The sequence below is a fragment of the Grimontia sp. THUN1695 genome (genome assembly GCF_059704325.2).
Genome location: NZ_AP046577.1, coordinates 3057958 through 3070967 on the forward strand (window position 1 = coordinate 3057958; position 13010 = coordinate 3070967).

15 protein-coding genes are annotated in these 13010 nt (G+C 53.2%); 12 read left to right on the forward strand and 3 right to left on the reverse strand.

Going from position 1 to position 13010, the window contains the following annotated elements; all coding sequences use genetic code 11:
• The first annotated feature begins 135 nt into the window (after positions 1–135).
• The 5 genes from lexA (at position 136) to AC6IB1_RS17455 (ending at position 5401) form a co-directional block, all read left to right on the forward strand.
• Positions 136–759 carry a transcriptional repressor LexA gene (lexA, locus tag AC6IB1_RS17435; RefSeq protein ID WP_497567666.1) on the forward strand — a complete coding sequence of 208 codons (624 nt, stop codon included), beginning with the start codon at positions 136–138 and terminating at the stop codon, positions 757–759.
• A gap of 438 nt (positions 760–1197) precedes the next feature.
• Positions 1198–2346, forward strand: a complete 1149-nt coding sequence (gene coxB, locus AC6IB1_RS17440; RefSeq protein ID WP_497567667.1) for a cytochrome c oxidase subunit II — start codon at positions 1198–1200, stop codon at positions 2344–2346.
• A gap of 12 nt (positions 2347–2358) precedes the next feature.
• Positions 2359–3951 carry a cytochrome c oxidase subunit I gene (gene ctaD, locus AC6IB1_RS17445; protein ID WP_497567668.1) on the forward strand — a complete coding sequence of 531 codons (1593 nt, stop codon included), beginning with the start codon at positions 2359–2361 and terminating at the stop codon, positions 3949–3951.
• A gap of 9 nt (positions 3952–3960) precedes the next feature.
• The gene (locus AC6IB1_RS17450) at positions 3961–4509 is read left to right on the forward strand and encodes a cytochrome c oxidase assembly protein (RefSeq protein WP_497567669.1); all 549 of its coding nucleotides are present in this window, start codon (positions 3961–3963) and stop codon (positions 4507–4509) included.
• A gap of 16 nt (positions 4510–4525) precedes the next feature.
• A complete protein-coding gene (locus AC6IB1_RS17455) occupies positions 4526–5401 on the forward strand; it encodes a cytochrome c oxidase subunit 3 (protein WP_497567670.1) in 876 nt (291 codons plus the stop codon).
• A gap of 6 nt (positions 5402–5407) precedes the next feature.
• On the opposite strand, the gene AC6IB1_RS17460 is transcribed toward AC6IB1_RS17455, so the two are convergent.
• Positions 5408–5614 carry a DUF2909 domain-containing protein gene (locus tag AC6IB1_RS17460; RefSeq protein ID WP_497567671.1) on the reverse strand — a complete coding sequence of 69 codons (207 nt, stop codon included), beginning with the start codon at positions 5612–5614 and terminating at the stop codon, positions 5408–5410.
• Positions 5615–5645: 31 nt separating this feature from the next.
• Here AC6IB1_RS17460 and AC6IB1_RS17465 point away from each other — a divergent pair, with 31 nt between their 5' ends.
• The 5 genes from AC6IB1_RS17465 to dinF all read left to right on the forward strand — a co-directional run bounded on the left by AC6IB1_RS17465 (position 5646) and on the right by dinF (position 10290).
• Positions 5646–6368 carry an SURF1 family cytochrome oxidase biogenesis protein gene (locus tag AC6IB1_RS17465; RefSeq protein WP_497567672.1) on the forward strand — a complete coding sequence of 241 codons (723 nt, stop codon included), beginning with the start codon at positions 5646–5648 and terminating at the stop codon, positions 6366–6368.
• Positions 6365–6892, forward strand: a complete 528-nt coding sequence (locus AC6IB1_RS17470) for a redox-active disulfide-containing membrane protein (protein ID WP_497569169.1) — start codon at positions 6365–6367, stop codon at positions 6890–6892. Before AC6IB1_RS17465 ends, AC6IB1_RS17470 begins: the two co-directional genes overlap by 4 nt.
• 9 nt (positions 6893–6901) lie before the next feature.
• Positions 6902–7960, forward strand: a complete 1059-nt coding sequence (locus tag AC6IB1_RS17475; protein WP_497567673.1) for a COX15/CtaA family protein — start codon at positions 6902–6904, stop codon at positions 7958–7960.
• The gene (gene cyoE / locus AC6IB1_RS17480) at positions 7953–8870 is read left to right on the forward strand and encodes a heme o synthase (protein ID WP_497567674.1); all 918 of its coding nucleotides are present in this window, start codon (positions 7953–7955) and stop codon (positions 8868–8870) included. The genes AC6IB1_RS17475 and cyoE overlap by 8 nt, the downstream gene beginning before the upstream one ends.
• 79 nt (positions 8871–8949) lie before the next feature.
• Positions 8950–10290, forward strand: coding sequence for an MATE family efflux transporter DinF (dinF, locus tag AC6IB1_RS17485; protein ID WP_497567675.1), 1341 nt, complete (start codon positions 8950–8952; stop codon positions 10288–10290).
• A 61-nt stretch (positions 10291–10351) separates the two neighbouring features.
• Here dinF and nfuA read toward each other — a convergent pair whose 3' ends face one another.
• Both nfuA and AC6IB1_RS17495 read right to left on the reverse strand, forming a co-directional pair.
• Complete coding sequence (gene nfuA, locus AC6IB1_RS17490) at positions 10352–10936, reverse strand: Fe-S biogenesis protein NfuA (protein ID WP_497567676.1); 585 nt, start codon at positions 10934–10936, stop codon at positions 10352–10354.
• A gap of 107 nt (positions 10937–11043) precedes the next feature.
• Complete coding sequence (locus AC6IB1_RS17495) at positions 11044–11724, reverse strand: phosphoribosyltransferase family protein (RefSeq protein ID WP_497567677.1); 681 nt, start codon at positions 11722–11724, stop codon at positions 11044–11046.
• Positions 11725–11763: 39 nt separating this feature from the next.
• On the opposite strand from AC6IB1_RS17495, the gene bioH reads away from it, so the two are divergent.
• Positions 11764–12546 (forward strand): pimeloyl-ACP methyl ester esterase BioH, encoded by a 783-nt coding sequence (bioH, locus tag AC6IB1_RS17500; RefSeq protein ID WP_497567678.1) that lies wholly within the window; start codon positions 11764–11766, stop codon positions 12544–12546.
• A 98-nt stretch (positions 12547–12644) separates the two neighbouring features.
• On the forward strand, positions 12645–12974 hold the full coding sequence (locus AC6IB1_RS17505) for a hypothetical protein (RefSeq protein ID WP_497567679.1): 330 nt from the start codon (positions 12645–12647) through the stop codon (positions 12972–12974).
• The last annotated feature ends 36 nt before the right edge of the window (positions 12975–13010 follow it).

The window sequence follows — 13010 nt, forward strand, 5'->3', positions numbered from 1 at the left end:
CTGTTTACTCAGGCAGTCAGAAAAAATGTGAACCCGGCAAGGTCTTTCTTACGCATTGGCGCAAAATCCGCCTTTTCAACCGGTTAAACACTGGATATACTCACAGTTAACTGTATAAAAAGACAGGTTCATAATATGAAGCCGTTAACCGCAAGACAACAGCAAGTCTTTGATTTAATCAAAGCAAAGATTGATGACACCGGTATGCCACCGACGCGTGCTGAGATCGCGAAAGAACTGGGGTTCCGCTCTGCCAATGCGGCTGAAGAACATTTAAAAGCACTGGCGCGTAAAGGTGTGCTGGAAATCGTACCCGGTGCGTCGCGCGGTATTCGCCTGCTAGTTGACACCGAGGCCGCCAAAGATGAGGAAGGGCTGCCCCTTATTGGCCGTGTGGCAGCGGGTGAGCCTATCCTGGCGCAAGAACACGTCGAAATGTATTATCAGGTCGATCCTAACCTGTTTAAACCCAATGCAGATTTCCTGTTGCGTGTCAGCGGCATGAGTATGAAAGACATCGGCATTTTGGATGGCGACCTGTTGGCAGTACACAAAACCCAGGAAGTACGTAATGGCCAGGTGGTGGTGGCGCGGGTTGAAGATGATGTGACGGTGAAGCGTCTGGAGCGTAAAGGTAATCAGGTGTTGCTGCATGCTGAAAATGAGGAGTTTGCTCCTATTGTGGTCGACTTGTCACAGCAACCGTTTACTATTGAGGGTATCGCAGTCGGTGTGATTCGCAACACGGACTGGATGTAACCTCCCGCCATTACGAGGTGGCAAGAATAGAAGGTGGCAAGAATAGAAAAAGGCAGCTTGGGACTGATGTCTCTGGCTGCTTTTCTTTTGTGTACTCCACGTGTGATATCGCTTTTTCTTTTATCCCTTCTTACCTTGCATGCTGTGTAACTAGGGTCAACAGACTCTAATAGAAAAACAACCATTTTCTTGATGTTTGGCTGAGTCATAAAACGTCTAATTGTCGCAAAATACAGCGTAAAAACATCGTAAATGAAACAGTTGTCTTCATCCCCTAAATTTGAGGTTGGCATCATATTTCTGGGTATTCTATTGTACAAACTTTGTTCTTCCCCGGTTCCTTGCCTAGCTTTAATTGTAAATGGATTGTTAATTGTTTTTTGTTTTTTAGCACCTGTTTACATCTTTCACTGCGAAGTGACTTTGAGGAGGAGACCGGTGAAGATTCGCCAACTTCTGTACGCGCTCGCAATTTTCTCTTCGTTGACAGCCCATGCTGCCAGCGAAGCATCCTCGTTTAACCTGACGCCCGGTGTGACAGAAATCAGTGGAAAGGTTTATGGCCTTCACATGACGATTTTGTGGATCTGTGTTGCCATCGGTGTGGTGGTGTTTGGCGTCATGTTCTGGGCCATTATTCATCACCGTAAGTCCAAAGGCGCTGTGGCAGCCAATTTCCATGAAAGCACCAAAGTGGAAATCCTTTGGACCCTGATCCCCTTTCTTATCCTTATCGGTATGGCGATACCGGCCACTAAGGTATTGCTGGCGATGGAAGACCCGTCTGATTCCGATCTGACCATCCAAATCACCGGTTCACAGTGGAAATGGCACTACCGCTATTTTGATCATGATGTCGAATTCTTTTCGTTGCTGGCAACGTCTGCTGCGCAAATTGATGGTGAAGCGACTAAACGGGAAGCTTACCTGCTGGAAGTCGATCGGCCGCTTGTAGTGCCAACCGGCAAGAAAGTACGTTTCCTCATTACTTCTGAAGATGTCATCCACTCTTGGTGGGTGCCGGATTTTGCAGTGAAGAAAGACGCCAATCCGGGCTTTATCAATGAGGCGTGGACCCGTATCGACAAACCCGGCATTTATCGCGGCCAGTGTGCAGAGCTTTGTGGCAAGGATCATGGCTTTATGCCGATTGTGGTGATCGCCAAACCGGTGGATGAATTCGACGCTTGGGTAACAGAAACGGCTGCCGTGCAGGCTAAGGCAAAAGAAGAAGAGCAGAAGTTGCTGGCAATGAACATGGGCATGGACGAGTTGATGGCGCTGGGTGAGGAGGTGTTCAACGCCCGCTGTGTTGCCTGTCACCAGGTCAATGGCCTTGGTTTGCCTGGCGTGTTTCCCGCGCTTGCCGGACAGGGAATATCCGCAGATCCTGAGCGTCTGCTCGACCATCTCAATATTGTTATTCACGGGAAACAAGGCACGGCAATGCAGGCATTTGGTGCCCAACTGGGCTTGAAAGAGCTGGCGGCGGTGATTACTTATGAACGTAACGCCTGGGGTAACAACACGGGAGATGTGGTTCAGGCATCTCAAATCAATGCAGTGCTAAACGGTGACGATCTCTAAGGAGAAATGGCAATGACAGATATGACGCCTGATCAGGTCGGTCACGATGACCACGACCATGATCATAAACCCCGCGGGTTGATGCGTTGGCTGTTGACGACCAACCATAAAGATATCGGCACCATGTACCTGGTGTTCAGCTTCACTATGTTTTTACTGGGCGGGGCAATGGCGCTGGTGATCCGTGCTGAGCTGTTCCAGCCCGGCTTGCAGTTGGTGGAACCCAATTTCTTTAACCAGATGACCACGGTTCATGGACTGGTTATGGTCTTCGGGGCGGTAATGCCTGCATTTACCGGCCTTGCCAACTGGATGGTGCCAATGATGATTGGTGCACCGGATATGGCGTTGCCGCGGATGAATAACTGGAGTTTCTGGATTTTGCCGTTTGCGTTCCTGATACTCATTATGTCGCTGTTTATGGAAGGAGGCGGTCCTAATTTTGGCTGGACTTTCTACGCACCGCTTTCCACCACCTATTCACCTGACAGTACGGCACTGTTTGTGTTTGCGGTTCATATCATGGGGATGAGCTCGATCATGGGGGCGATCAACGTGATTGTCACCATCATGAACCTGCGTGCGCCGGGTATGACTTACATGAAAATGCCGCTGTTCGTCTGGACCTGGTTCATCACTGCGTTTCTATTGATTGCGGTGATGCCGGTACTCGCCGGGGCGGTGACCATGGTGTTGACCGATAAATACTTCGGCACGTCTTTCTTTGATGCCGCTGGCGGTGGCGATCCGGTGATGTTCCAGCACATCTTCTGGTTCTTTGGCCATCCAGAGGTGTACATCATGATCCTGCCGAGTTTTGGCATCATTTCGGCGATTATCCCCGCATTTTCACGTAAGAAGCTATTTGGTTACTCGTCAATGGTGTATGCGACAGCATCGATTGCGGGCCTGAGTTTTATCGTGTGGGCGCACCACATGTTCACGACCGGGATGCCGGTATTTGCCGAACTTTTCTTCATGTATTGCACCATGCTGATTTCGGTGCCGACCGGGGTAAAAGTGTTTAACTGGGTGGCGACCATGTGGCGGGGCTCACTGACTTTTGAAACCCCCATGCTGTTTGCGCTGGCCTTTATTGTGCTGTTCACCATCGGAGGCTTCTCAGGATTGATGCTGGCGATAACGCCGGTGGATTTCCAGTATCACGATACCTACTTCGTGGTGGCGCACTTCCACTATGTGCTGGTTTCCGGCGCGATTTTTTCCATCATGGCGGCGGCGTATTACTGGCTGCCGAAATGGACCGGCCATATGTATGACCAGAGACTCGCCAACTGGCATTTCTGGTGCTCGCTGGTGTCGGTCAATATCCTGTTCTTTCCGATGCATTTCCTTGGGCTTGCGGGTATGCCGCGCCGTATTCCGGATTACGCCCTGCAGTTTGCCGATATCAATGCCATTGTCAGTGTTGGTGCCTTCCTGTTCGGGTTTTCCCAGCTCATTTTTCTGGTATTGGTGGTCAAATGTGCCCGTGGTGGCCAGCCAGCGTCATCCAAGCCCTGGGAGGGGGCAGAAGGACTGGAGTGGAGTATACCCTCGCCAGCGCCATACCACACATTCTCTACGCCACCGAAAATCGAGTAGGGATTACACATGGCAGATCAGGGAAAACAGACACAACAAGCGGGCCGTTCAGCACTTAAGCTGGCAGGCATTGCTGTGCTGATGTTTGGGTTTGCCTTCGCGCTGGTGCCACTTTATGACGTGTTCTGTGACATCACGGGGATCAACGGGAAAACCCGTGATGTAGCTGCGACCGAAAGCAGTCAGGTAGATTTTTCGCGTACGGTGACGGTGGAATTTGTCGCTTACATCAACCCCGGTCTTGGCTGGGATTTCGTTCCGGAAGTGAAAAAGCTGACTGTCCATCCGGGAGAAACCCGCACCATTGCGTACCGCGCCACCAATAACACGTATGAGAATTCAGTCGGTCAGGCGGTACCTTCCGTCACCCCGGGCCTTGCTGCGCAGTACCTGAACAAAATTGAATGTTTCTGCTTCAACCGCCAGCCGCTGGAAGCAGGAAAGGACGCCGAACTCCCGCTGGTGTTTTATGTCGACCCAGCATTGCCGGACGATATCAGCACCCTGACGCTGGCATATACCTTGTTTAGCGCAAAGACTGAGCCTGTGGCCCAGTAAATGCAGTGAGGTCATCATGACAACAGATACCCAGTACGAAAATTACTATGTGCCTGCCCAGAGCAAATGGCCGATTGTCGGTGCCGTTGCGCTGTTTTTTGTTGCGATGGGCGCAGGATCGACAGTTGCAGGCCTGTTTGGTGGCAACGGCCCGTGGGTGCTTTTGATTGGCATCGGCGTGCTGCTGTTTATGTTATTCGGCTGGTTTCGGGATGTGATTCATGAATCGATGAATGGCATGTACTCCGCGCAGATGGATCGCTCATTCCGACAGGGCATGAGCTGGTTTATCTTCTCGGAAGTGATGTTTTTTGCCGCCTTTTTTGGCGCACTTTTCTATGCCCGTCTGGTTGCCGTGCCCTGGTTGGGTGGGGCAAGCAATAACGCCATGACAGCGGCTTTGCTATGGCCAGAATTCATTCCAGCCTGGCCGTTGGAGAAAACCCCGGGTGGTATTGAAACCACCGCTATGGGTGCGTGGGGTTTGCCTCTGGTGAATACCCTGATTCTGCTGACGTCTTCCGTCACTGTCTATATTGCCCATGTGGCAATGGAGCAGGGCAACCGCAAAAAGCTCACTGTGTTTCTGGCAGCAACGGTGGCACTGGGCTGGCTCTTTCTGGGGCTTCAGGTGGAAGAGTATGTCCATGCCTATCAAGAACTGAACCTGCGTCTGGATTCCGGTATCTATGGTACCACCTTCTTTATGCTCACCGGTTTTCACGGCATGCACGTGCTGATGGGATCAATCATCCTGTTTATTGTCTGGCTGCGGGTACTGAAAGGGCATATGACACCAAAACACCATTTTGCCTTTCAGGCGGGCGCCTGGTACTGGCACTTTGTCGATGTGGTCTGGCTGTGCCTGTTTGTGTTCGTCTACATCCTGTAACGCCGGTTAATAGGGACGGGGGTTGGGCTCAATCACCCCGGTCGCCAGCGCAACCAGCAGGATCATAAAGACAATCACAGAGAACAGCACACGGCGGCCAAGGTAGCGCGACATCGGCACTTCGGTTTGGCCTTTGAACATTATCGGCAAGGCACGGAACAGGTTAAAAACGATAAAGATTAAAAGGCAGATGAGGATCCCTTTGAGCAGCATATTGCCTCCTGAGCGTCGAAAAGGTGACTGGATGTCTAAGTTCCACATACGGCAATGCAGACGGATGGGTTTCCTTCTGTTTACTGTGGTGATGACCGCCCTGTTGGTCAAGCTGGGGATGTGGCAAATGTCCCGGGGGGCCGAAAAAGAAGCCCTGTTGTCGCAACTTGCAGCGCGTTCCCAGCAACAGGTCACCGCACTGACAAGGTTGCCTGCTGACGTGACAGGCATCAGCGTTGTGCTTGAAGGGCGGTTTGATGACAGCAAAAGCGTGTTGCTCGACAACCAGATTTTTGAAGGCTGGGTCGGTTACCGCTGGATGGTGCCGTTTATGACAGACAACCGCTGGGTGCTGGTGGAACTGGGTTGGGTGCCGGCACCCACCAGCCGGGAAAGCTTACCAGAATTGGTCGGGCTCAATGGACGCTTTACGGTCAGCGGCATTCTCGGTTTTCCTTCTGACCGTGTGGTATTGACGGAAGATGCATCAGAACAGGGTTGGCCCAGACGGGTGCAGTCAATTGATGTAGAGCAACTGGGCAAGGCCTCTGGATTGGCGTTGCAGCCTTGGCTTATTCGCAGTAACAACCTGCAAGATGAAAAGGGCGTGCGCTTCAACACCGGGACAGAAAACGTGTGGGAGCCTGTGGTGATGAAGCCGGAAAAACATTACGCCTACGCCATGCAGTGGTTTGGGCTGACGCTGGTGGTTGTGATTGGGGCAGGATTCTGGTGGAGGAAAGCATGGCGATGACAGGGAAAAAAGCACTGATACTGGTCGCGGTGATTTTTGTTCTGCCGGTGCTGGCCGCCAAGCTGATACTTGAGATGGGCTGGTATACCAAAGGCGTCACCAACAACGGCGAATTACTTGCTGAAGAAGTAAAAGCAGACTGGCTGGAACATGACGGGCAGTGGCGGCTGGTTTATGCCCTGCCAGAGCGTTGCAGCAGTCAGTGTGAGAGTGCGCTGTTTCAGCTTAACCAGATCCCGGTAGCGGTCGGACGTGAGCGTGAGCGGGTTGCCAGCATTCTTCTTACGCCTGAAGCCTCGCCAGTAAAAGAGGGAATGAATATGACCCGCCAGAATATGGATGCCGCGATGCTGAAAACTCTGTCATCCCTGCCATTTCCCGGTCAGGCTATCTATCTGGTTGACCCGCTCAATTACCTCATCCTTGCTTATCCTGTGCCTGAGGAAAAAGCAGCGCAGGTGGCACAGAGCAAGGGATTGCTGTCTGATCTTCGCAAGCTGATGAAGCTGTCCAAGGTCGGGTAGGAGGTCGTAATGGAGAATGAAAAACGCTACCTCGGACTGATATATGGCGCGCTGTTGCTGGCTGTGGTGGTAGTGGCGCTCGGTGCCTTTACCCGCCTGACAGAAGCGGGGTTGGGCTGCCCTGACTGGCCGGGGTGTTATGGGTTTCTGACCGTGCCGCAATCAGCAGGCAACATCGCCACGGCAACAGACGCTTTCCCGCACGCCCCTGTGGAAATCCACAAAGCCTGGTACGAGATGATCCACCGTTATGTGGCGGGTATCCTCGGTTTGGCGGTCGCCGCGATTACCTGGCTGGCATGGCGCAGGCCACAGCGAAACCGCGTGTTGCCCACGGTGTTGCTTGGTGTGGTGATCTTTCAGGCTGCCCTTGGCATGTGGACGGTGACCATGAACCTGATGCCGGTGGTGGTGATGGGACATTTGCTTGGCGGATTTTCCACAGTCACTTTGCTGTTTATGTTGGCGTTGCTGGAAAGGCGGTGTATCAAAGAACCGGCTCAGGTAGATCTCGAAACTCAGGGGATCACTGTCAGTGGGAAGCTCAAAACACTTTCTGTCGCTGCGCTTCTGGCAGTAGTGATGCAGATAGCCCTCGGTGGCTGGACATCGGCCAACTATGCGGCGCTGGTTTGTACCCAGTTACCTGTTTGTGAAATTGATTGGGTAGAGAAATATGATGCTTCGGCGTTTCATCCCATCAGTCCGAAAAGCGATACCTACCAGTATGGCGTGCTGAACTTCGATCAGCGTGTGACGATTCATGCGACCCACCGCATTGGCGCGATGGTGGTCACTGTCCTGCTTTTACTGCTTGCCTTGGCGGTCAGGAAACCGCTGGGATTGGGCGCTTCTTCGCTGCTGGTCGTGGCGCTTGGTATTCAGGTGACACTTGGTGTCACCAACGTGGTGGCGCTGTTGCCGTTGTCCGTCGCGGTGGCACATAACGTGTGCGGTTTGTTTTTATTGCTGGTGACAGTACGGACAGTGATAAATGTGTTTTCGCCTTTTTGGGTGAGTGCTGCGCGGTCACCGCTGGAAGATTCAGGGAGGTTAAGCCATGGCTAAAACCACATTGCCTTCGCTGGTAAACAGCACCCCGGACACACACTCTGCCGAGTGGCGCGATTACCTCGAGCTGACCAAACCCAAAGTGGTCGCCATGTTGCTGCTGACTGCCATGGTAGGGATGTGCCTTGCCGTGCCTGCCTTGCCCCCAGCCCATGCGGTGATTCTGGGGCTTCTCGGTATTGGTATGCAATCTGCGGCGGCAGCGGTGTTCAACCATGTGATTGACCAGCGTATCGACAGGAAAATGCAGCGCACGGTTCACCGGCCGGTTGCCAGGGGGCGAGTGGGGACGGTGCAGGCACTGGCATTTGGCTGTGCGCTCATGGTGGCAGGCTTTATCCTGCTGTGGGCGTTAAATGCGCTGGTGGCCTGGCTGACCTTTGCCAGCCTGATTGGGTATGCCGTGGTGTACACGGCGTGGCTGAAACACGCCACCCCGCAAAACATTGTGATCGGCGGGCTGGCGGGGGCGATGCCGCCGCTGCTGGGTTGGGTCGCTGTCACCGGTACACTTGACCCCCATGCGCTGCTGCTGGTGATGCTGATTTTTACCTGGACGCCACCCCACTTCTGGGCGCTTGCCATCCACCGCCGGAAAGATTACGCCAAAGCCGGTGTGCCTATGCTGCCGGTGACCCACGGTGTGGACTTCACCAAGACCATGATTTTACTCTACACCCAGCTTCTGGTCGTGGTGGGCCTGTTGCCGTGGCTGGCGGGAATGAGTGGTCTGGTTTATCTCTTTGGTAGCCTGGCACTGAATCTGGGGTTTGTCTGGTATGCATGGCAACTGAAATTCCATGACCGTAAAGGACTGGCCTGGGACACCTTCAAGTATTCCATCTGGCATGTGTTTGGTTTGTTCGTTGTGCTGCTCGCCGACCATGCGTGGCGGGCGGTAGGATAAGAACGGTTAACGGCAGCGTCTCTATCCCCCCCGCTTTCTGATAAACTGCCGTCATTTGAACCGTCTCCTGAGCCAATTTATGCTGTCTGCGCTGCAACAAAAAGCCCTTCATGTGCGGGTGTTTTCGCTCGCGTTTCCCATGGTGCTCTCCAACATCACGGTCCCCCTGTTGGGATTGGTGGACGCGGCTGTTATCGGTCATCTTGACCATGCCTGGTATCTTGGTGGCGTTGCTGTCGGCAGTACCATGATTGCCGTGACTTTCTGGCTGTTGGGTTTTCTCCGCATGGCGACCACCGGGCTGACTGCGCAGGCCTATGGTGCCAATGACAAAACCGGCCTGGCCAATGTCTTCCTGCAGGGAATGTCGCTGGCCTGGCTGTTGGCTCTGGCTATTATTGCCCTGCATCCGCTCATCGCAGACTGGGTTTTTTCCTACAGTGACGCGAGCACCGAAGTGAAACGTTATGCCGAACAGTATTTCTCGGTGCGGATCTGGAGCGCGCCTGCTGCGCTGACCAATCTGGTGATCATGGGCTGGCTGCTCGGGGCCCAGAACGCGAAAAAGCCGATGACCCTGCTGATAGTGGTGAATGTCATCAATATCGTGCTTGATGTGCTGTTTGTGGTCGGTTTTGGCTGGAAAGTGCAGGGGGCAGCCGCAGCCAGTGTGATTGCCGATTACAGCGGGATGGCGCTGGGGCTCTATTTCGTGGCGCAACGCTGGAAAAGCGAGGGGCTACCGTCGCCCGTGGCACAGTGGAAAAAAGCCAGTGCGGGAATGGGGCGGCTGTTAAAGCTCAACCGGGATATTTTTCTTCGAAGCCTGTGCCTGCAACTTGCGTTCACTTTTATGACCTTCCAGGGCGCAACGCTGGGGGATGATGTGGTGGCAGCCAATGCGGTGCTGATGAATTTCCTGATGTTGGTGTCGTTCGCAATGGACGGATTTGCCTATGCGATGGAGGCCATGGTGGGGAAAGCGGTCGGCGCTCGCAGCCGCAATGAACTGATGGACTCGCTGGTGGCCACCACCTTCTGGAGCCTGGTGATATCCCTGTTGATCACGTGCGCTTTTCTTTTGTGGGGAGAAGGGATTGTCGGCATTATTTCGGATATTCCAGCGGTGCGTGAGCAAGCGATCATCTACCTGCCCTGGCTGATTGCGATGCCGTTGGTGGCGATGTGGTGTTTCCTGCTTGATGGGGTGTTTATCGGCGCAACACGGGGCTGGGAGATGCGCAATACCATGTTTGTCGCCATGGCAGGCTTTTTCGCCATTTGGTGGTCGCTGAGTGGCTTTGGCAACCACGCACTGTGGGCGGCGATGCTGGGCTTTATGGCATTACGCGGGCTGACGCTTGGTGCGCTGTTTGTCTACCAGTGGAGAAGAGGCACTTTCCTTTCCGCTGTTCATTGATATGACGCTCCTCACCGATACAAAAAAGGCGCCATCGGGCGCCTCTTTGCGTATGCTGCGGTTAGTAGTAGGAGTGGTCACCGTGTGCGTGTTCCGTCACATCGCGAACACCTTTCAGCTCACCACTGAACTCTTCCAGCAATTGTTTTTCAATGCCGTCTTTCAGGGTGACATCAACCATTGAGCAGCCGTTACAGCCGCCACCAAACTGAATCACAGCCACACCGTCTTTGGTGATTTCAATCAGGTTGATATGACCGCCGTGACCTGCCAGTTGTGGGTTCACCTGGGTTTGGATGACATACTCAACACGCTCCAACAGGGGCGCATCATCGGCCACTTTACGCATTTTGGCGTTTGGCGCTTTGAGTGTCAGTTGCGAGCCCATTTTGTCGGTAACAAAGTCAATCTCTGCATCTTCCAGGAAAGGAAGGCTCAGCTCATCAATATACGCTGAAAAACCATTGAATTTGATTTCGGTGTCGGTCGCTTCCACTGCATCCTGTGGGCAGTAAGAGACGCCACACTCAGCGTTTTGCGTGCCTGGGTTAACCACGAATACGCGGATGTTTGTCCCTTCCGGTTGCTGCTCAAGCAGCTTAACGAAATGGCTTTGTGCACTTTCTGAAATAGTAATTTGTGACACGGCTTCTTACCTGATTTATCCAGTATTTGTTTACATTGTACGCTTGTTTTTGTCCACTATCACCCCTCAAGCATCGGGGTTACTTTTTCCTCACCGGGCACGGAAGCCTAGATGGCATCGGGTGGGGTACGGCAAAGGCAATACACATCAATGCGTTCCACACCATGTTGCCTGAGCAAGCTGCAAATCTGGGCGATGGTTGCGCCTGTTGTCACCACATCATCGACCAGTGCGACATGTGGCGGCAGTTTTCCGTTGACGGAAAACGCACTTTTCAGGTTGGAAAGGCGTAATTGTCGGTTTAATCCCTGCTGTTGGCGAGTGGCACGGGTGCGTTTTAAGATGTTGGACGCATATTGGGTCTCCAGAATCTTCGCAAGCTCGCGGGCCAACACGCCACTGTGGTTGAATCCGCGTGAGATCCGGCGTCGCCAGTGCATCGGAACCGGCAACAACAAGGGTGCAGGTTCCTCGATTTCTGTCGCCAGTAAGGTGGCAAGCGCAGGGGCCAGCCAGTAATGCCCCTGATATTTGAAACGGTGCAGCAGTTTGTCATAAGGGAAGGTATAAGCGCCGACGCAGATTAACCCGTCCCAGAGCGGCGGCTTATTCAGGCAGCGACCACAACTTTCTATTAAGTAAGGGGTGGGGAGTCCACAGCGAAGGCAGCGGGGTTGGCGCGGCAGGCTGGCGTGACACGTTTCGCACCAAGGGTGTTTGGATTGCTCCAGGCTATGCTGGCAAAGCTGACAGCGTAGGGGCAAAGCACGTAAGATAATGTTCAGCATCGCGTTATGCGTATTTTCTAAACGGTGTAGGCAGTGTAAATGGCAACCAATCTTTACTGGCATACGGAAGGCCAGGGCTCCGATCTGATTCTCATTCATGGCTGGGGGATGAACAGTGCTGTATGGCAAAACATCCTGCCGGCTCTCACTTCCCACTACCGGGTACATTGTGTGGATTTGCCTGGCTATGGCCGGAGCCAACCAGCGGAGGCGTTTTCGCTCGAGGATATGGCACAATGCTTGCTTGATAACTTACCGCAGGAATCTATATGGGCCGGTTGGTCTCTGGGAGGAATGGTTGCCACTCAGGCTGCGCTGCTCGCACCGGAGCGTGTGAAAGGGCTAGTCACGATTGCCAGCTCTCCAAGGTTTGCTGCAGAACACGGATGGCGAGGGATTAAATCCGAGGTGTTACAAGCGTTTACTGAACAATTAGCGGACGATTTTCAGGCAACGGTTGAACGTTTTATGGCGCTTCAGGCAATGGGAAGCCCGACAGCAAGACAAGATATCAAGTGGTTGAAGCAGGCGGTGTTCTCTCTCCCGTCTCCTCAGCCAGAGGCGCTTCGCGCCGGTCTTGATATTCTAGCCAATGCTGACTTGCGTCCACGATTGCGTGAACTGTCAATGCCTTGGCTGAGAATGTACGGTCGGCTGGACGGCCTCGTGCCTGTAAAAGTGGCACAAGAGCTGGATGTGCTTGCACCGCGCTCGCAGCGGCAAATTTTTGCCAAAGCGTCGCACGCACCGTTCATTTCGGATCCTGCTCATTTTACCCAGGCGCTTCTGGCGTTTTGCGGAAAATGTTTGCCATCCCGTTAATGGAAAGTAGCAAAATAAAGTGAGTTGGGGCTAAATTTTAATCGTTAGCTGCCGATACTTTAATCAAGTTACTTGCTATGGCATCAGGAGAGACCATAATGAACATAGGTAACGTTGGGTATTCCCAGCACGCTTACGCTAAACCGGTGCAGCCAAACCAGACTGCAAAGACGAATGAGGCGCAAGCTGCTGAGGGTACCAAGCAGTCTTATGCACAGACCACCAAGGAGGTGGCTGACGGTAAGGCTGTTAACCAAGCAACGGAAGCCGAAGGCAAATCTTCGTCTAGCGTTGAATCTTTCACTTACGGGGCGCTCGGTATGGACCATCCTGAAGAAGTGAAAAACAACGACGATATGGCGTATTCTGCCGGTCAGGTGCTTTCTGCACTCGGGACTATTGGCGGATTGATCGCAGTATTGGTTTAGTTTCGCTATAGAGATATAGCACGCGCATGGGCGGGG